19 protein-coding genes are annotated in these 18,397 nt (G+C 69.4%); 8 read left to right on the forward strand and 11 right to left on the reverse strand.

Going from position 1 to position 18,397, the window contains the following annotated elements; all coding sequences use genetic code 11:
• Window positions 1-218: 218 nt before the first annotated feature.
• From ABZ463_RS27465 to ABZ463_RS27480, 4 genes are all read left to right on the forward strand, one after another.
• Window positions 219-1,526, forward strand: coding sequence for an HD-GYP domain-containing protein (locus tag ABZ463_RS27465; RefSeq protein WP_352015092.1), 1,308 nt, complete (start codon window positions 219-221; stop codon window positions 1,524-1,526).
• The gene (locus tag ABZ463_RS27470; RefSeq protein ID WP_352015093.1) at window positions 1,523-2,815 is read left to right on the forward strand and encodes an HD domain-containing phosphohydrolase; all 1,293 of its coding nucleotides are present in this window, start codon (window positions 1,523-1,525) and stop codon (window positions 2,813-2,815) included. Before ABZ463_RS27465 ends, ABZ463_RS27470 begins: the two co-directional genes overlap by 4 nt.
• 126 nt (window positions 2,816-2,941) lie before the next feature.
• Window positions 2,942-4,273, forward strand: coding sequence for a biotin carboxylase N-terminal domain-containing protein (locus ABZ463_RS27475; RefSeq protein ID WP_362780417.1), 1,332 nt, complete (start codon window positions 2,942-2,944; stop codon window positions 4,271-4,273).
• 49 nt (window positions 4,274-4,322) lie between these two features.
• Complete coding sequence (locus ABZ463_RS27480) at window positions 4,323-4,535, forward strand: biotin/lipoyl-binding carrier protein (protein WP_352015095.1); 213 nt, start codon at window positions 4,323-4,325, stop codon at window positions 4,533-4,535.
• Between the two features lie 29 nt (window positions 4,536-4,564).
• Here ABZ463_RS27480 and ABZ463_RS27485 read toward each other — a convergent pair whose 3' ends face one another.
• Window positions 4,565-4,945: a hotdog domain-containing protein gene (locus ABZ463_RS27485; protein WP_352015096.1), complete on the reverse strand. Its 381-nt coding sequence runs from the start codon at window positions 4,943-4,945 to the stop codon at window positions 4,565-4,567.
• A 455-nt stretch (window positions 4,946-5,400) separates the two neighbouring features.
• Here ABZ463_RS27485 and ABZ463_RS27490 point away from each other — a divergent pair, with 455 nt between their 5' ends.
• Window positions 5,401-7,041, forward strand: coding sequence for a protein kinase (locus tag ABZ463_RS27490; protein WP_352015097.1), 1,641 nt, complete (start codon window positions 5,401-5,403; stop codon window positions 7,039-7,041).
• Between the two features lie 29 nt (window positions 7,042-7,070).
• Here ABZ463_RS27490 and ABZ463_RS27495 read toward each other — a convergent pair whose 3' ends face one another.
• The 5 genes from ABZ463_RS27495 to ABZ463_RS27515 form a co-directional block, all read right to left on the reverse strand.
• On the reverse strand, window positions 7,071-8,723 hold the full coding sequence (locus tag ABZ463_RS27495) for an acetolactate synthase (RefSeq protein WP_362780421.1): 1,653 nt from the start codon (window positions 8,721-8,723) through the stop codon (window positions 7,071-7,073).
• A gap of 138 nt (window positions 8,724-8,861) precedes the next feature.
• On the reverse strand, window positions 8,862-9,857 hold the full coding sequence (gene bioB / locus ABZ463_RS27500; protein ID WP_352015099.1) for a biotin synthase BioB: 996 nt from the start codon (window positions 9,855-9,857) through the stop codon (window positions 8,862-8,864).
• Between the two features lie 31 nt (window positions 9,858-9,888).
• Window positions 9,889-10,605, reverse strand: coding sequence for a dethiobiotin synthase (bioD, locus tag ABZ463_RS27505; RefSeq protein ID WP_352015100.1), 717 nt, complete (start codon window positions 10,603-10,605; stop codon window positions 9,889-9,891).
• A gap of 19 nt (window positions 10,606-10,624) precedes the next feature.
• Window positions 10,625-11,344: a GntR family transcriptional regulator gene (locus ABZ463_RS27510; protein ID WP_352015101.1), complete on the reverse strand. Its 720-nt coding sequence runs from the start codon at window positions 11,342-11,344 to the stop codon at window positions 10,625-10,627.
• A 73-nt stretch (window positions 11,345-11,417) separates the two neighbouring features.
• Window positions 11,418-12,575 carry an 8-amino-7-oxononanoate synthase gene (locus tag ABZ463_RS27515; RefSeq protein WP_362780426.1) on the reverse strand — a complete coding sequence of 386 codons (1,158 nt, stop codon included), beginning with the start codon at window positions 12,573-12,575 and terminating at the stop codon, window positions 11,418-11,420.
• Between the two features lie 67 nt (window positions 12,576-12,642).
• On the opposite strand from ABZ463_RS27515, the gene ABZ463_RS27520 reads away from it, so the two are divergent.
• Entirely contained in the window at window positions 12,643-14,106 is a 1,464-nt protein-coding gene (locus ABZ463_RS27520) for a PAS domain-containing sensor histidine kinase (protein ID WP_352015103.1), read from the forward strand.
• Window positions 14,107-14,198: 92 nt separating this feature from the next.
• Here the strand turns inward: ABZ463_RS27520 and ABZ463_RS27525 are convergent, their stop codons facing one another.
• Together ABZ463_RS27525 and ABZ463_RS27530 are read right to left on the reverse strand one after the other, a co-directional pair.
• Entirely contained in the window at window positions 14,199-14,453 is a 255-nt protein-coding gene (locus tag ABZ463_RS27525; RefSeq protein ID WP_352015104.1) for a WhiB family transcriptional regulator, read from the reverse strand.
• A gap of 281 nt (window positions 14,454-14,734) precedes the next feature.
• Window positions 14,735-15,775, reverse strand: coding sequence for a diacylglycerol kinase family protein (locus ABZ463_RS27530; RefSeq protein WP_352015105.1), 1,041 nt, complete (start codon window positions 15,773-15,775; stop codon window positions 14,735-14,737).
• A gap of 75 nt (window positions 15,776-15,850) precedes the next feature.
• On the opposite strand from ABZ463_RS27530, the gene ABZ463_RS27535 reads away from it, so the two are divergent.
• Window positions 15,851-16,258: a hypothetical protein gene (locus tag ABZ463_RS27535; RefSeq protein ID WP_352015106.1), complete on the forward strand. Its 408-nt coding sequence runs from the start codon at window positions 15,851-15,853 to the stop codon at window positions 16,256-16,258.
• On the opposite strand, the gene ABZ463_RS27540 is transcribed toward ABZ463_RS27535, so the two are convergent.
• The 3 genes from ABZ463_RS27540 to sodN form a co-directional block, all read right to left on the reverse strand.
• On the reverse strand, window positions 16,255-17,034 hold the full coding sequence (locus ABZ463_RS27540; protein WP_352015107.1) for an RNA polymerase sigma factor SigF: 780 nt from the start codon (window positions 17,032-17,034) through the stop codon (window positions 16,255-16,257). The genes ABZ463_RS27535 and ABZ463_RS27540 overlap by 4 nt on opposite strands.
• Before the next feature lie 17 nt (window positions 17,035-17,051).
• Window positions 17,052-17,444, reverse strand: a complete 393-nt coding sequence (locus ABZ463_RS27545) for an anti-sigma factor (RefSeq protein WP_352015207.1) — start codon at window positions 17,442-17,444, stop codon at window positions 17,052-17,054.
• Window positions 17,445-17,670: 226 nt separating this feature from the next.
• Window positions 17,671-18,072: a superoxide dismutase, Ni gene (gene sodN / locus ABZ463_RS27550; RefSeq protein WP_352015108.1), complete on the reverse strand. Its 402-nt coding sequence runs from the start codon at window positions 18,070-18,072 to the stop codon at window positions 17,671-17,673.
• A gap of 74 nt (window positions 18,073-18,146) precedes the next feature.
• On the opposite strand from sodN, the gene ABZ463_RS27555 reads away from it, so the two are divergent.
• Window positions 18,147-18,317, forward strand: coding sequence for a S24 family peptidase (locus ABZ463_RS27555; RefSeq protein ID WP_362780430.1), 171 nt, complete (start codon window positions 18,147-18,149; stop codon window positions 18,315-18,317).
• The last annotated feature ends 80 nt before the right edge of the window (window positions 18,318-18,397 follow it).

Genomic DNA, 18,397 nt, shown 5'->3' on the forward strand with positions numbered 1-18,397 from the left:
ATTGGTTACGCTTTGCTTGCGATTCCACGTCTGCCGGTCTTGGCCTGTTCGGCTTCTGTAGCCTGAGTGGGAAATCGACATGGAGGCAGCGCATGTTGAAGGAAACGGTCACCCCCATCCGACTGGGGATCTCCTGGACCTGAGCACGCGCGCGTAGGACCCCAAGGGTGGCCGCTTTGCGTGGACTGCCGTGGTTTGCCAAGGTCTATTTGGTCGCTGTGATCGGAGTGGCGTGCGCGCTGCTCGGATACAGCGTGGCGGGAAGCGATCGTCTGGAGTGGCTCGACTGGTCGAACCTCCTGGTGCTGGCCCTGCTGTTCCTGGTGTGCGAGTCGGTGCCGACCCTGCTCAACGTCAAGCAGGCGGCGGTCTCGGTCAGCTTCTCGGCCGCGCTCGCCGCCGTGGTGCTCGTCGGGCCGCAGGGCGCCGCGCTGGTCGGCATGACGGCCGTCTTCAGCGTGCGTCCCGGGCTGCCGCTGGTCAAGCGCCTGTTCAACGGCGCCCAGTTCGCCATCTGCGGTTACGCCGCGGGCTGCGCCTACGAGTGGCTCGGCGGCAGGGCCAGGCTGCCGGACATCGCCGGGTTCGACGACCTGATCGTGCCGTTCGCCGGGGCCGCGGCTGTCTTCGTGCCGCTCAACTTCGTCCTCATCGCGATCGTCCTGGTCGTCACCGGGCAGGCCGACCAGGTGCCTCCGCTGCGGGGACTGGCCCAGTTCATGGTCTCCTACCTGGGTTACGCCACCTTCGGACTGCTGATCGCCGGGCTGTGGGCCACGGTCAACTCGATCTCCGCGGTGCTCGTGCTGCTGCCGCTCTTCGTCGCCCGCTGGGCCTTCGGCCAGTACCTCGCCCAGCAACGCTCCTACGACGCCACGATCGCCGCGCTGTGCCAGGCGGTGGAGACCAAGGACTACTACACCCGAGGCCACTGCACCCGGGTCTCGCTGGCCTCCGGGATGATCGCCCAGGAGATCGGCATGGGCTCCGAGAGGTTGCGGGCGATTCGCTACGCCGGGATGCTGCACGACGTGGGCAAGCTGGGAGTGCCGACCAAGGTGCTGCAGAAGGACGGGCCGCTCACCGAGGAGGAGTACGCCGCCATCCAGCTGCACCCGATGCGCGGACTGGAGATCGTGCGGGGCATCGACTTCCTCGACGAGGCGTTCGCCGGGATCATGCACCACCATGAGCGGCAGGACGGAAAGGGGTACCCGATGGGGCTGGCCGGGGAGGAGATACCGGAGTTCGCCCGGATCATCGCGGTCGCCGACGCCTTCGACTCGATGACCTCCGACCGCTCCTACCGGGGCGCCCGGCCCGTGGAGGTGGCCATGGCCGAACTGCGCAAGGGGGCGGGTACCCAGTTCGACCCGGAGATGGTCGTCGCCTTCACCAAGGCCGTCGACCGTCACGGCTGGGAGGCGCCGCGCAAGGTCGTCGCGCCCCCCGAGGACACGGCGGAGACGACCGCCAAGGACCACGACGATCCGACGATGCCCATCCAGGTGGTGCCCGAGCGGTGAGCAGCACCACCACGACAACCCTGGCCACCAGGACGTTCCGGCGGCTCGACTCCGGTCAGCTCCTGCTGATCTGCGCGGCCGGTCTGCTGGCGGTCGCCGGGGTCGCGCACACGGCCGCGACCGGTCTGACCGCCCCCAGCGTCGCCGTCGGGTTCGGCGCGCTGATCGCCGCGGGTGAGCTGGCCAGGCTCACGATGCCGGGCAACAGGGAGGTCGCGCCGATCGGCGCCGCCGCCGCCCTGGGCTACACGTTGCTGCTGGATCTGGGGGGCGTCCCGGCCCGGCACACGGCCCTGCAGGTCATCGCGGTGCTGACGGTCGGCATGATCGCCGGTGCGCTGCCGCATCTGGCGGTCGGCAGGCCGCCGAGCCCGGACGCCATGGCGCGCAGGCTGTTCACCGGCGCCCTGCTCGCCCTGGCCTACCGGCCGTTGGCCGGTCCGCTGTTCGAACTGGCCAAACGTCCGGAGGGGGGCTGGTGGCCCGCCCTCGGGGTGATGGGCCTGCTCGTCCTGGTGATGGTGCTGGTCGACGTGCTGCTGGCCGCCGTGCTGCGGGCCGAGCAGGTGCGGGCAGCCTTCGGCGTCGCCGTACAGGACGAGCTGCGGATGGCGGCTCCGCTGTGGGCGGCGGTTGCGGCCTCGGGCATCCTGCTCGCGCTGGCCTCGCACAGCATGGACATGGCCGCGCTGCTGGTCTTCGCCGCGCCCCTGCTGGTCACCCAGGTGGCCTTCCGTAAGTACGCCGGGATCAGGGCGACCTACCTGCAGACGGTCAGGGCGCTGGCGCGGGTGACCGAGGTCGGCGGTTACGTCGAGCCGGGGCACTCCCACCGGGTCAGCCGCCTGGCCGTGGCGACCGGCCGTGAGCTGGGCATGGCCGAGCCCGAGCTGCTCGACCTGGAGTACGCCGCGCTCATGCACGACATCGGGCAGTTGTCCCTGCGCGACCCGATCCCCGGCGGGGCCACGGTCCTCACCGAGCCCGAGCAGGCCAGGCGCATCGCCGAACTCGGGGCGGAGGTGATCCGCCAGACCGGGGTGCTCGACCGCGTCGCCGAGATCGTCCGGCGTCAGTGCGATGGCTGCGCGGAGAACCCGCCGGTGGCCAGCCGTGTCATCAAGGCGGCCAACGCCTACGACGACCTGGTCGGCGGGTCCGTCGACCGCGACCGGGCGGGGGCGGCGCTCGAACGGCTCCACCTCGGTGCGGGGGAGGAGTACGACCCCGAGGTCGTCGAGGCCATGACCCGCGTCGTCGGCAGGCTGGCCTGCCTCAACAGACTTTGAGCCGTACGGTTTCCTCGCACTGTTGTGGGTTTCCTACAGATCGTGTTGCCGTGATCGGTGGCTCAGACGAAGGGCCGAGTGGGGAAGCCGGTCATAAGGTGGAGCGGTCGAAAGGGGTCCACCACAGTGTTCGAGTCCGTTCTGGTCGCCAACCGCGGCGAAATCGCACGACGGATCATCCGTACGGTCCAGCGCATGGGCCTGCGGGCCATCGCGGTGTATTCCGAGGCAGACGCGGATCTGCCGTTCGTCAGGGAGGCCGACGAGGCGATCCTTCTGGGGCCCGCGAACCCGGCGCAGAGCTACCTCGACGCGGAGAAGGTCCTGCGGGCCGCCCGTGAGTCGGGCGCGCAGGCGATCCACCCCGGGTACGGCTTCTTCTCGGAGAACGCCGCGTTCGCCAGGGCCGTGGCCGAGGCGGGAATTGTCTGGATCGGCCCATCTCCCGAGGCGATCGAGCGGATGGGCGACAAGATCAACGCCAGGAACCTCATGGAGGAGGCGGGCGTGCCCGTCGCCGCGGGAACCCGTACCCCGGTCACCGACCTGGAGCAGGCGGTCGCGGCGGCCGAGGAGATCGGCTACCCCCTGATGGTGAAGACGGCCGGGGGCGGCGGCGGCATCGGCATGGGCGTCGCCCACGACGCCGAGGGGCTGGCCAAGGCGTTCGAACAGGCGTCGAGGGCGGCGGCCCGCTTCGGCGGGACACCCGCCATCCTGCTTGAGCACTACATCGAACGGGCCCGCCACGTCGAGGTGCAGATCCTCGGCCTGACCGACGGCACCGTCCTCGCTCTGGGCGAGCGTGACTGCTCGGTGCAGCGCCGTCACCAGAAGGTCGTCGAGGAGAGCCCGTCCCCCGGCATCACCCAGGAACTGCGCGAGCGCATGCTGGCCGCCGCGGTCAGGGCCGGCGAGGCGGTCGGCTACCTCGGCGCGGGCACCGTCGAGTGTCTGGTCGACGCCGACAAGCAGGACTTCGTGTTCCTGGAGATGAACACCAGGCTCCAGGTCGAGCATCCGGTGACCGAACTCGTCACCGGGATCGACCTGGTCGAGCAGCAGCTGCGGATCGCCGCGGGTGAGCGGACCGACCTCGACGCCACCCCGCGTGGCCACGCGATCGAGTTCCGGGTCTACGCCGAGGACCCCAAGCGTTTCTTCCCCGGCCCCGGCAAGATCGCCGTCTGGTCGGAGCCGTCCGGTGAGGGCGTCAGGGTCGACTCGGGCTACACCGAGGGCAACACGGTCACCCCGTTCTACGACCCGCTGATGGCCAAGCTGTGCGTGTACGGCCAGACCCGGGCCGAGGCCCTGGAACGCGCCCGCGGGGCGGTGGCGGACTTCAAGGTCGAGGGACCGAAGAACAACCTGCCGTTCTGCGCGGAGCTGCTGGAACACCCCGAGTTCGTTGACGGGAGCTACGACACCGGGCTGGTCTCCCGGATGAGGGCCTGAGTCATCCCGTCTGGCACAGTTGAATCACAGTGATTGATAGGAGTTTCCGGTGGCTGAAGTACACGCTGAGATGGTGGCCAACGTCTGGAAGGTCCTCGTCTCCGAGGGCGACACCGTCGAGGACGGTGACACCCTGGTCATCCTTGAGTCCATGAAGATGGAGATCCCCGTCATCGCCGAGGACGAGGGGGTCATCGCCCAGCTCAAGGTGGCCGAGGGCGACGTCATCCAGGAGGGCGACCTCATCGCCGTCATCGAGTAGCCCCGCGGGGTGGACGGCGCGGCCGGGGGTCAGCGGGTGAGACCGGCGAGGAAACGCTCGCGGTCGACGATCACCCGCTCCACCGTGCCCGTCGCGACGACGGAGTCGCGGTCGCGGGCGGTGAAGACGAACGACAGGCGACGGCCCTCGACCGCGGTGAGCTCGGCGCTGATCTCGACGTGGGCGCCGACCGGGCTCGCGGCCAGGTGTTCCAGCGTGACCTTCGTCCCCACGGAGGTCTGACCGGGTCCGAGGGCGTCCCCGATCGCCTGGACGGTCGCGCGTTCTGCGAAGGCGAGCAGCCGCGGGGTGGCCAGCACGGGGACGTCCCCGCTGCCGACCTTCGTCGCGGTGTCGCTCCTCTCGACCATGATGAGCAGCCGGGCGTGCATACCGGGAGCGAGCGTCATGCGGGCCAGCATAGGGTCTGATCCTGTGACCCCCTACTGCGATCACTGCGGTCGTCCTTCGGATGAGGGAGACCACGCGGCCTGTCTCGCCGCCCGTGCCTTCGAGCCGCCCCGCTACTGCGCCCGCTGCCGCCGCCGAATGGTGGTTCAGGTGACTGTGCGTGGCTGGTCGGCGCGTTGTTCGGAACACGGCTCGCTGAGCGGCTGATCGCGACTGTCCTGACCTGCCGTTTTCTGGTCGTGACCGCCAAAGTGGCTTCGTCCCCCGGCGGGTAAAGCCACAATCTGTACAATTACCGCAAAGATTTTGAGATTTGTGCCATGCTACGGCACGCGCCTTTAACAAGCTGTCCGGCCCACAGGGTTTCGTGACTTCGCCGTGACGTTGCCGCGATACAAATCCGCTTTGTTGGAGAGCCCTGAGGCGGGAGCGGAGAGGGTTACGGGGGATTTTCATGGTGGCCCAAGGCACGACGCTGGCGGGGCGGTATCGCCTGGATACCCGCATCGGCGCCGGCGGTATGGGCGAGGTCTGGCGCGGCGAGGACATCGTCCTGGCCAGGACGGTCGCCGTCAAGGTGCTGTTGCCCGGCCGTACCGACGATCCGGGCTTCCTGGTGCGGTTCCAGGGCGAGGCCCGGGCGATGGCGACGATCAACCACCCCGGAGTGGTCGAGGTCTATGACTACGGGGTTCACGAGGTGCCCGGCGCGGGGGCGACGGCATACCTGGTGATGAAGTTCGTCGACGGGGAGCCGCTCGACCGGCTGCTCGCGCGTCTGGGGAGCATCGCGCCGGGGGCGGCGATGGAGCTCATCGCCCAGGCGGCCTCTGCCCTGCAGGCCGTACACGAGCAGGGCATCGTCCACCGCGACATCAAGCCGGGAAACCTGCTGGTCCGCTCGGACGGCACTCTCGTGCTCACCGACTTCGGCATCGCCAGGTCGGACGCCGCGAGCAGGCTCACCGACGCGGGCATGGTGCTGGGCACCGCCGCCTACTGCGCCCCTGAGCAGGCGGAGGGCGCACCCGTCACACCGGCCGTGGACATCTACGCGCTCGGGGTGGTCGCCTACGAGTGCCTGGCCGGGCAGCGGCCCTTCGACGGTGACACACCGGTCACCATCGCGCTCAAACACATCCGCGAGGAGCCTCCCGCGCTGCCGCCGCACATCCCGCCCGGGGTGCGGGCACTGGTCGAGCGGGCGCTGTCCAAGGACCCGGCCCGGCGTTTCCCGAGCGGTGCCGCGATGAGCGCCGCCGCCAGGCAGGCCACGGCGGCTCCCGGCCAGCAGGGTGGTATGGCGGGCACTCCGCCTCCGGCGGTGCAGGAGACCGCCTGGCAGCCCGCGCCGCAGCCGGGTCCGCCGATGACGGGGCCCGCGACCACGCCTCCCCAGGAGAGTTCGCCACGGAGCCCGGCCACCGAGGTCGCCGTCTCCGTCCCCGGACGTGGTCGCCGGGCTTTACGCAAGCCACGGCGTAAGGGCGGGACGATCGCGGTGTTCGCCGTCGCGGGCGTGGCGTGCGCCGGGCTCGTCGGGATCGCGATCAACGCGATGGCCGCGGGGGAGACCGGCCCCACCAAGGACACCCAGGGCATGGTGGTCCCGACCGTGAGCACCTCCGCCGCGAAGCCTCCGTCCACCCACAGGCCGCCCAAGACGACCGCCCCAACGGTGAGGCCCACCCAGGACGACGAGCCGAAGCCCACCCCGACGCGGACCCCCACTCCGACGGAGACCGAATCCGACGAGCCGGAGGAGCCAACGGCAAAGCCGACGAAGACGGCTGACAACCCGAAACCGTCCTCGTCCCCGACTCACTCGCCGAGCGCGACCGCGACGCCGGTGGTGAAGAAGAAGGTGCCGAGCGTGATGGGCCTCAACGAGGAGGCGGCCAAGGCGGTGCTCAAGAAGGCCGGTTTCAAGGCGGCCTCAAGCATCGGCCCCGACGTCGACGTCACCCAGTGCATGAAGGTGGTCGAGCAGCGGCCCGGCGCGGGCACCATGTGGGACGCGAAGCGGCCGGTGGACATCACCCTGGTCAACGACGCCTGCCCGTCGAGCCCGAGCCCGAGCCCGAGCACCTCCTGATCTGGACGGCCCCGGCGATCCGGGGCCGTTCAGACCCCGGTCGTGTTGCGGGGGTAGGCGATCGCCGGATCGGTGGCGATGTTCACCATGTACGGCACGCCGGAGTCGAAGGCCCGGCGCAGCGCGGGACCGATCTCCGCCGGGTCGGTGACCAGCTCACCACCCCCGCCGAGTGCCGTCACCACCTCGTCGTATCGGCACTGCGGCTGCAACTCGGCCGCCACGTCGTAGCCGTACAGCAGCCGCATGGGGTGCTTCTCCAGGCCCCAGATGCCGTTGTTGCCGCAGATCATCACGACCGGCAGGCGGTGCCGGACGAGCGTGTCCACATCCATCAGCGAGAACCCGGCGGCGCCGTCGCCGAGCAGCAACGCCACCTGGGAGGATGGCCTGGCCAGGCGGGCGGCGATGGAGTAGCCGAGGCCGGTGCCCAGACAGCCGTAGGGGCCGGGGTCGAGCCAGTTGCCCGGCTGCCTCGGCTCGACGTACTTGCCCGCGTAGGAGACGAAGTCGCCACCGTCGCCGATCACCACGGCGTCGTCGGCGAGGATCTTGTTCAGCTCACCGTAGATCCGCATCGGGTGGATCGGGTCGGCGCCGGAGGCCAGCAGTTCGGCGTCCCCGGCGACCGCGGCGTCGGCGGCCTCCCTCAACCTCGACAGCCACGGCGCGTACGCCTTGGGGGAGACGCCCGCCTCGCCGCAGGCCGTACCGAGACCCCAGAAGACCAGCGACAGGTCACCCGCGGCGGCACCGGAGGGCTGCATGTGGGGGGTCAGCTGCGACGGCGCGTCGGCCAGGTGCACGACCCTGGCGAGCGGGGTGCCGTTCTTGCCGCCGAACCAGCCGTAGGCGAGCCGGAAGTCCAGCGGGGCGCCCGCGACGATCACCAGGTCGGCCTGGGAGAAGGCCAGGCCGCGGGCGCGGGTGACCAGGAGTTCGTGGCCCGCGGGAAGGATGCCACGACCCTGTCCGTTGGGGATGACCGGCAGGCGGAACTCCTCGGCGAAGCCCCTGGCGACCTCCTCCGCCCGGTCCATCCACACGTCGGAGCCGAGCACCAGCACCGGGCGTTCGGCCTCGGCGAGCAGGGCGGCGATACCGGCGAGCGCGTCGGGATCGGGTTCGAGCGGTGAGGGGGTCAGGGTCCTGGTCGCGTGTTCGAGCGGGGGAGCCGGGGAGAACAGGTCGTCCATGTGGAAGTCGAGGAAGACCGGCCCCCGGTGCGGGGCGAGGGCGGTCCTGAAGGCCATCTCCACGTCCTCGCCGACGGAGTCGGGCCCGGAGCCGGTGAAGGCCAGTTTGGTGATCGGAGCCAGCAACGGCGGGTGGTCCATCTCCTGCAGTGCGCCGGAGCCCCAGCGCGACCTCGGCGCCCTGCCTCCCATGATCACGACGGGGGAGCCGTTGGCGTGCGCGGTCGCCACGCCGCTGACGCCGTTGGTGACGCCGGGGCCCGCGGTGAGCACGGCCAGACCCGGCCTGCGGGTCAGCCTGGCCGTCGCCTCGGCCGCGAAGACCGCGCTCTGCTCGTGCCGTACGTCGAGGATCGGCACGCCCTCGTGGACCGCCCCGTCGTACAGCGGGAAGACGTGCCCGCCGGACAGGGTGAACATGGTCTCGATCCCGTAGGCCTTGGAGACGGCGACCGCGATGTCGCCCGCGTGCTTTGGAGACTCCATATCGCGCAACCTACCAGTCAGTCACTTAGCCGGACAGTGATTGGAGACCCTGCCCAGATTCCCCCCGGCTAACGCTCTGACCACCTGTCACATGGGGGAACCCGCTCCTCGGACGGCACCGGGAGCGGGTTCCTCGGCTCACAGGGTCTCGGAGAGCGCCTTGATCGGCATCCGCAGGTCGGCCAGCAGGTTGAGGTCCGCCTCGGGGGTACGGCCGAGCGTGGTGAGGTAGTTGCCGACGATGATCGCGTTGATCCCGCCGAGCATGCCGTCACGGGTGCCCAGGTCGCCCAGCGTCAGCTCCCTGCCGCCCGCGTAGCGCAGGATCGTGCGGGGCAGCGCCAGTCTGAAGGTCGCGATCGTCCTGAGCGCCTCGGTACCCGTCAGCAGCGGGAACGACTCGAAGGGCGTGCCGGGACGGGGGTTGAGGAAGTTCAGCGGGACCTCGTCGGGCTGGAGTTCGCCGAGCTGTCCGGCGAACTCGGCCCGCTGCTCCAGCGTCTCGCCCATGCCGACGATGCCGCCGCAGCACAGCTCCATCCCGGCCTCGCGCACCATCAGACAGGTGTCCCAGCGTTCCTGCCAGCTGTGGGTGGTGACGACCTTGTCGAAATGCGACCTGGCGGTCTCCAGGTTGTGGTTGTAACGGTGCACGCCCATCCCGGCCAGCTCGTCGACCTGCTCCTGGGTGAGCATGCCCAGGGAGCAGGCGACGTTGATGTCGACGGCCTGCCTGATCGCCTCGACCCCCTCGCGGACCTGGTCCATCAGCCGCCGGTCGGGGCCGCGCACCGCGGCCACGATGCAGAACTCCGTCGCCCCCGTCGCCGCGGTCTCCTTGGCCGCCTGGACCAGGGACGGGATGTCCAGCCACGCGGCGCGGACCGGTGAACTGAACTGCCCGGACTGGGAGCAGAAATGGCAGTCCTCCGGGCAGCCGCCCGTCTTGAGGGAGATGATCCCCTCGACCTCGACTTCGGGGCCGCACCACTTCACACGTACCTCGTGCGCGAGCGCCAGCAGGTCGGAAACTCGCTCTTCGGGTAACTCCAGACACCGCAGGGCCTGTCCGGCGTCGAGTCCTCTGCCTTCCTCAAGCACCTGGACGCGGGCGATGTCGAGTATGTCGCTCATGCTGCTCCACTCTGAAGGCCGTCGGCTACGGCTAGAGCCTAAATGTGGATCTGAAGGCTGAGGAGTCGAAGCCCCCTCCCAGCACGGGGGCAAGGCCCATGCGGGCCGTACGGGCGAAGGCCTCCCGGTCGAGGGATCCGGCGCCCTCGGGCAGCGCACCCGCCAGCGGCCTGGCGGCGAGCATCTCCAGATCGGCGACGTTGCACCGTTCGGCGAGGCCGGGTTCGGCGGGCCAGGAACCGATGATCACGCCCGCCAGGTCGAGGCCGCGTCCCGCCATGGCCTCCAGCGTCAGCGCGGTGTGGTTGAGCGTGCCCAGGGACGCCCGCGTCACCAGCAGCACCGGAGCGGACAACGCCCTGGCCAGGTCGGCCAGGGTCGCCCCCTCCTCATCGAAGCGGACCAGGAGCCCGCCCGCGCCCTCGACGAGCACCAGGCGGTGGGAGGAGGCCAGATCGGCGATGCGGGCGGCGGCGTGGTCGAGGGAGACCGGGGGCAGGCCCGCGACCCTGGCCGCCGCCGCGGGGGCCAGGGGGTCGGGGAACCTGGACAGCTCGAAGGTGGTGGTCACCCCGGTCAGCCGGATGACGTCGTCCAGGTCGCCGGGGTCGAGCGCGCCGACCCCGGTCTGCGCCGGTTTCACCACCGCGACCGAGGCGCCCCGCTCCTTGGCGAGCGCGGCGACCGCGGCGGTGACGATCGTCTTGCCGACTCCCGTGTCGGTCCCGGTGATCACGAGGATGCTCATCCTCCACACCTTACGGACGTCAGGGGCGTCGAAGGCGGGTGACGAACTTGTAGCGGTCTCCCCGGTAGAGGGACTGGGCCCATTCGACCGGGTTGCCGTCGGCGTCGAAGGCGTGCCGGGTGAGCAGCAGCATCGGCAGACCCACGTCCACGCTCAGCACCTGGGCGTCGTACGGCGTGGCCAGCACGGTCTCGATGATCTCCTCGGCGTCCGTCAGCCGTACGTTGTAGGCGTTGTGCAGTGTCTCGTACAGCGAGGAGTGCACCTCAAGCTCGCGCCTGAGCCGGGGGAAGCGGCGGGCGGACAGGTGGGTGGTGTCGATGGACATCGGCTCTCCGTTGGCCAGACGGAGCCGGTGGATCCGCAGCACCCGGCCGCCGGGGTTGATCGCCAGGCGCCGGGCCAGCGGCTCGTCCGCGGTGATGTAGCTGATGTCGAGGATCTTGGTGTCGGGTTCGAGGCCGACGGTCCTGAGGTCACCGGTGTAGGAGGTGAGTTGCAGCACCTGGGCGACCTTGGGGTGCGCGACGAACGTCCCCTTGCCCTGGATGCGCACCAGCCGTCCCTCGACCACGAGTTCGGACAGGGCCTGGCGCACGGTGGTGCGCGACGTCTCGAAACGCACCGCGAGCGTCCGCTCGGGGGGCAGGGCGCTGCCGGCGGCCAGGCTCTTGGTGAGCGCGAGCAGGCTGCGCTTGACGTCGTAGTACTTCGGGATTCTGGGGGATTCCTCCGTCACGCCCGCACCTCGTCCGGAGGTTCGAGGGCGACGGGACCCGTGTCCCACCCGCAGGTCCGCTCGCTTCGCTCACTCACATGGTCACCTTCATCTCGGCCACGGCGGTGAGCGCACCCTTGATCACCGCTAGATCGTCGGAACTCAGATTGGCCCGCGCGGTCAACCGCAGGCAAGAGCGGCCGGCCGGTACCGAGGGCGGCCGGAAGCATCCGACCCGCACCCCGTGTTCCGCACAGATGACGGCGGCCCGAAGCGCCGTCTCGGGTTGGCCGAGCACGATCGGGACGACCGCACCCGCCGGATCGTTGGTCTCCAGACCGAGGTCGCGGGCCAGGGCGGCCAGCTCCTTCGCTCTGGTGAGCACGTGTCCGGGCAGTTCGGGCTGATTGTGAAGGATATCTAGCGCGGCGAGTGCGGCGGCCACGCTCCCCGGCGCGAGAGCGGTGTCGAAGATGAAGGAACGGCCCGTGTTTATCAGGGTTTCGATGACCTCGGGAGCGCCGAGGACGGCCCCGCCCTGGGAACCGAGGGATTTGGAGAGTGTGACCGTTCTCACAACGGTCCGCTCCCCGGCCAGGCCCGCCGCGTGCGCCGCTCCCCGTCCTCCGAACCCGAGGATCCCCAAAGAGTGCGCCTCGTCGACCACCAGCAGCGCGCCCTGCCGTACGGCCGCCGCGTGCAGTTCGGCCAGCGGGGCCAGGTCCCCGTCGACGGAGAAGAGCGCGTCGGTGACCACGATCGCGTGCTCGGTGTCCCGGCCGGCGAGCGCCTTCTCCACGGCCGTCACGTCCCGGTGCGGGGTGACCGTCACGGGGGAGCGCGACAGACGGCAGGCGTCCACGATCGAGGCGTGGTTACCCGCGTCCGAGACCACCAGGGCGTCGCGGCCGAGCGCCGTGACGGCCGCCAGGTTGGCCAGGTACCCGGAGGAGAACACCAGGGCGCCCTCCGCGTGGGCGAAGGCGGCCAGCCGTTCCTCAAGGCGGGCGTGCAGCACGGTCGAACCGGTCACGAGGCGGGAGCCGGTCGCACCCGTTCCCCATTCGAAGGCCGCCGCGGACGCGGCCTCGGCGAGCCGCCGGTCCCCGGCGAGCCCGAGATAGTCGTTCGAGGCCAGATCGACCAGGTCGTCGTCGGAGGCCCGGGCACGCAGGACCCGTCTGAGTCCCGCGGCCTCCCGCGCCACCGCGGCGGTTCGGAAGCGCGCCAGCGGATCGGGCCCATGTGTCATGGGGGCATTTTCCCAATGTGGTGTGCCCGATTCGCGTTCGGCCCCTCAAACCACGCATGATGCACGAGTGCCGACTCTAAGCGACCTGGCGGTTCGTCACACCGCGCTCGACGACGCGGACCTTGAGTGGATGCACTCACTGGTCTCCGACTGGCAGCTTCTGGCCGACCTGTCGTTCGCCGACCTCATCCTGTGGATCCCCCTCAGGGAGGGCACCGGCTGGATCGCGGTCGCCCAGATGCGGCCGACCACGGGCCCGACCGTCTATCACGACGACATCGTGGGGATGACGGCGGCCAAGGGCGAGCGGGCGCTCATCGACACCGCCTGGAACGAGAGGCGCATCTGCCGGGAGGGCGACCCCGACTGGTCGAGCGGAGTGCCGGTGCGCGAGGAGACCATCCCGGTACGGCGCGCCGACCACTTCATCGGCGTGATCCAGCGCTCGACGAACCTCTCCTCCGCGCGCACCCCGTCACGGCTCGAACTCACCTACCTGCAGAGCGCCTCCGACCTGGCCCAGATGGTCGCCGAGGGACGTTTCCCCTTCTCCGGCGCCGAACCGATCCTGGTCCGCTCCCCGCGTGTCGGCGACGGACTGCTCAGGCTCGACCGTGCGGGGCGGGTCACCTACGCCTCGCCCAACGCCCTGTCCGCCTACCGCAGGCTGGGGCTCAACGCGGACCTGGTCGGTGCCGAGCTCGGCCGTACCACGGCGAACCTGTGCTACTCCGACGAGCCCATCAACGAGAACCTGATGATCGTGGCCAGCGGCCGGGAACCGAGGGAGACCGAGGTCGAGTCGGGCGGGACGGTCGTGCAGCTACGGGCGATCCCGCTGGTCGTGGGGGGCGGGCGCATCGGCGCGCTGGTGCTCATCCGCGACGTGACGGAGCTGCGTCGCCGTGAGCGGGAGCTGATGACCAAGGACGCGACCATCAGGGAGATCCACCACCGGGTCAAGAACAACCTGCAGACGGTGGCCGCGCTGCTGCGGCTACAGGCCAGGCGGTTGCAACTGCCGGAGGGGCGGGAGGCGCTGGAGGAGGCGGTGCGCAGGGTCGGCTCGATCGCGATCGTGCACGAGACGCTGTCCCACACACCCGAGGAACAGGTCGACTTCGACGACATCGCCGACCGGGTGATCGCGATGACAGGGGAGGTCGCCGCACCCGAGGCACAGGTGGTGCCGCGCCGGATCGGGACGTTCGGGGTACTGCGTTCGGAGATCGCGACGCCGCTGGCGATGGTTCTCACCGAGCTGCTGCAGAACGCGGTCCAGCACGGTCTCGCCCAGCGTCCCGGGAAGCTTCAGGTGATCGTCGAGCGAGGTGCCGACCGGCTTGACGTGATCGTCTCCGATGACGGCAACGGCCTGCCGGAGAACTTCGACCTGGAGTCGTCGACCAGCCTCGGCCTGCAGATCGTACGGACGCTCGTCGTCGGCGAACTGTCGGGCAGGCTGGCGATCGAACCTCGTCAGGGCGGTGGCACCGAGGTCACGCTGAGCATTCCCCTCCCCGTGGCCTGAGACCGTGGCATGGGGTCACGGTTCGAGCCCGGGGGGAGGGGTGCGCGGGAGTCGTCGCCTGGTTTGCTAAGGTTCTGTCGGATCGCTGAGATTCAGGCGCTGACACGGGTGCGGACGCGTGCCGTGCGACGCTTGAGGGCGCGGCGTTCGTCCTCGCTCATGCCGCCCCAGACACCGGCGTCCTGACCGGACTCCAGCGCCCACTTCAGGCAGGCCTCGCTGACGTTACAGGTGCGGCAGACCTGCTTGGCCTCTTCGATCTGCATCAGGGCGGGGCCGGTGTTGCCGATCGGGAAGAAAAGCTCGGGGTCCACGTCACGGCAGGCGGCTCGGTGGCGCCAGTCCATGCGTCCACTCCTTCGGATGAGGAGCCCTTGCTTCGGCTCCGGCGGTGTACTTTGTGAAGACTTTCACTAACCAGCGCGAACGATCGCCCGAGCCTGGTTCGGTTCGGGGTTGCGTTCACTAGATCGCCGGTGGCCCAAGAGCGATGTCTCCGCTCAAAGGTCCTACGTTCCGACGTCAATGTTGAGATTGTCAGCCACGCTCAGTACATGCAAGAGGTTTGGGAGAAGGTTTTGCCTGATATGCATGTCGGATGCGTCACACGATGACCGGATGTAACTGGTCATACCACCACTTGTAACGCCTTCGGGATGGAGCGGAACGTTACCCGCTCAACCTCTCCCAGATAGTCACCATCAAGCTGAAAGGCCACGGGGCGCAGGGCGCTCACCGTGAACTCCCGTTCGTCATGGAGTTGTACCAGGTGGCGGCCGGTGGGCAGGGTCTCACGCACCCCGATGATCTGGGGCATCAGATGGCACATCGTGACGGGGTCGAGCCGCTGCAACCCCAGCAGGTCCAGGCCGGTCTCGAAACTCGCCCACGGCGTCGGGCAGACTGGACGGGAGCCCACGTAGGTCCAGGGTGAGGTGTTGGAGACGATCGCCATGAAGAGGTCGTCCGCGGGAGGCACCTCGGGCCCCTCGACGCTCATGGGCGCCTGCCGCCTGTCCGTCGACAGATAGTGGTGCAGGGCCGTGTTCACATAGCGGGCGGGCGTGGCCTTGCGTCCCGCGCCCCGCAGCCCCTCGACGGCCCTGATCACCTCGGCGTCGTACCCGAGCCCGCTGCAGAAGGTGAAGTATCTGCGCCGGCCGTTCCAGATGGCCTGGCCCAGTCCGACGGTCCTGCGTCTGTCGTCACGCAGGGCCTCAAGGATCGCGCCGACCGCCTCGACCGGGTCGTTGGGCAGCCCCAGCGCCCGCGCGAAGACGTTGGCGCTGCCTCCGGGGATCGTCAGCAGCGCGGGACGGTTCACCGCGCCCCCGCTCACACCGTCGTCCACGGCACCGTCATCGGACGAATCTTCCCGACGGGCCGTCTCGGCGTCGCCGCCCTCCACGGCTTCCCCGGTGATGTCGGCGATGCCAGGGGCGTCGAGCAGGCCGTTGACGGCCTCGTTGACGGTCCCGTCGCCACCGAGCACGGCGACCACGTCGAAACCGGAGCCATGGGCCTCGCGGGACAGATGGGCCGCGTGCCCCCGGTACTGGGTCTCCTCGACGGTCAGATCCACCGTCGCGCCCAGCGCCCTGATCAGCACGTCCCGCGTCCGCTGGTTCGTCGTGGTGGCCTTGGGGTTCACCAGGAGCATCGCTCGCATAACGCCAGCGTATCCGCCGCGACCACGGCCACGGCGGCAGAGAAGGGCGAGATGTCCCGGCGATAGGCTTTGGCTGTGTCGAACCCCGTGTCGAACCAGCGCCCGCTCACTCTCACCGTCGCAGCCGTCGTCATGGCGCTCGAAGGCGTCGTCACCGTGCTGCTCGGCGGTTACGTCGGAGTCGAGACGGTCATCGGGCAGCCCTCTGACGTGGTGAGCTCGGCCTTCGTCGCCGGTTTCGGCATCCTGCTCGGGGCCGCGCTGGTCTGGGTGGCCCTGGGCATGCTGAGGACCGAGCGATGGTCCAGGAGCCCCGGAGTGCTCGCCCAGATCTTCGCCGTCGTCGTGGGCGTCACGCTGATCCAGTCCGACCAGCGGACGATCGGCATCCCGCTGATCACCGTGGCAGTGATCGGACTGGTCGCGCTGCTGTCACCCCCGACGACCCAGGCGCTCTACGGAGAGCACCGGGACGGCGTCTAGTCCTCCGCCGTCAGCCCCTCGCGGAGCTGAGCCAGGGTCCTGGCCAGCAGCCGGGACACGTGCATCTGGGAGATGCCCAGCTCGGTGGCGATCTGCGACTGCGTCATGTTGCCGAAGAAACGCAGCAGAAGGATGCGCTTCTCGCGGGGCGGCAGCCGTTCGAGAAGGGGCTTGAGCGACTCGCGGTACTCGACGCCCTCAAGGGAGTCGTCCACGATGCCGAGGGAGTCGGCGACCGCGGGCGCGTCGTCGTCACCGGAGTCGGGCGCGTCGAGGGAGACCGTGGAGTAGGCGTTGGCCGACTCAAGCCCCTCAAGCACCTCCTCCTCGGTCATCTTCAGGAACGAGGCCAGCTCTCCGACGGTCGGGGCACGCCCCTCGCGCTGGGACAGCTCGCTGATCGCCTTGGTGAGCGAGAGCTTCAGCTCCTGCAGACGGCGCGGCACACGGACCGCCCAGCCCTTGTCACGGAAGTGACGTTTGATCTCGCCCACGATCGTCGGGGTGGCGTAGGTGGAGAACTCCACCCCACGGGCGAGGTCGAAGCGGTCGATCGACTTGATCAGACCGATGGTCGCGACCTGGGTGAGGTCGTCGAGCCACTCACCCCGGTTGCGGAACCGGCGGGCGAGGTACTCCACGAGAGGCAGGTGGAGCTCGACGAGCTCGTCACGGATGCGCTGGCGCCGTGAGTCGTCGGGGGTCAACTCCGCCAGTTCCGCGAAAAGCAGGCGCGCGCGCACCCGGTCGGGCACCGCGTGGTCGCTGGCGGCCATGGCACGAGTCCTTTCCGTCACGCCGGCCTCGCCGCGCCCCGGCGCTTACGTAGCACGATCGCCATACGGTCGGGGGAGTCGGTCACGGCATCCACGTCGTCGGCAAGCGCGGTGAGCACCATCCAGGCGAAGTCATCACGTTTCGGCGCGGCGCTGCCGACCGTGCTGACCTCGACGCTGACCTGCATCAGCTGCCCGGTCAGCTCGAACTCGGCCGTCAGGTCGGTGCCGGGAACGGCCTGGGTCAGCAGCATCGCGCACGCCTCGTCGACCGCGATCCGAAGGTCCTCGATCTCGTCAAGCGTGAAGTCCAGCCGCGCGGCCAGCCCGGCGGTCGCCGTACGCAGCACGGACAGATAGGCACTCGCGGCCGGCAGCCGGACGCTGACCACGTCACGGATTCCGCCCATGTCGACCGCGGGTGTCTCGGTGTGTTCGGTCACGTTCCTCCTCGCAGAGTCGCTGACTGCAACTTACAGCCCCACGGCGGTGGTTGGCCCGCTTGGACTCGCGATCCGGGTGATTTAGCACCTCAAGAACACTTTAAGACACCGAATGGGCTCTAAGAACAGGTCAGGCCCCGTGTGGTCGCACCCCACACGAGGCCTGGACGTGTCGATCACCGGGCTTTCTGGCTCAGGCGGCCTTGGTCGCCCAGAAGATCTTGGAGATCTCGTCGATCTTGGCCAGGAGCTCGTCCGCCTGGGCCACCTCGACGGTGCCCTTGCCGCCCGCGGCGCCCGCGAGCTTGGTGGCCTCCCAGAACAGCTGGTGCAGCTGGGGGTAGGCCTCCAGGTGCGGGGGCTTGAAGTAGTCGGTCCACAGCACCCACAGGTGGTGCTTGACCAGCTCGGCCCGCTGCTCCTTGATGATCAGTGCGCGAGTGCGGAAGACCGGGTCCTCGTTCGCGTTGTACTTCTCGATGATGGCTTTGACTGACTCGGCCTCGATGCGGGCCTGTGCCGGGTCGTACACGCCGCACGGCAGGTCGCAGTGCGCGGACGCGACGAGCCTGGGCCGCAGAAGTCGTGCAAGCATCGGAAAGTCCTTCCTTGATGCTGAGATCAACATGGTCCGTTACCGACCTTACTCGCCTTCAAATGCCGTATGGGATGGGGTTGAGATCCGTGAGAGTGCGTGTCGAGGGAGATTCCATGCTGCCCGTGCTGCGCCCCGGCGACTGGCTGTGGGTACGGCGTGGCGCTCCCGTCAGCGCCGGGGATCTGGTGGTGGCCAGACTCCCCTCGGACCCGTCGCTGCTCATCGTCATGGGATGGGGTTGAGATCCGTGAGAGTGCGTGTCGAGGGAGATTCCATGCTGCCCGTGCTGCGCCCCGGCGACTGGCTGTGGGTACGGCGTGGC

Source organism: Streptosporangium sp. NPDC020145 (assembly GCF_040631275.1).
Classification (GTDB): Bacteria; Actinomycetota; Actinomycetes; order Streptosporangiales; family Streptosporangiaceae; genus Streptosporangium.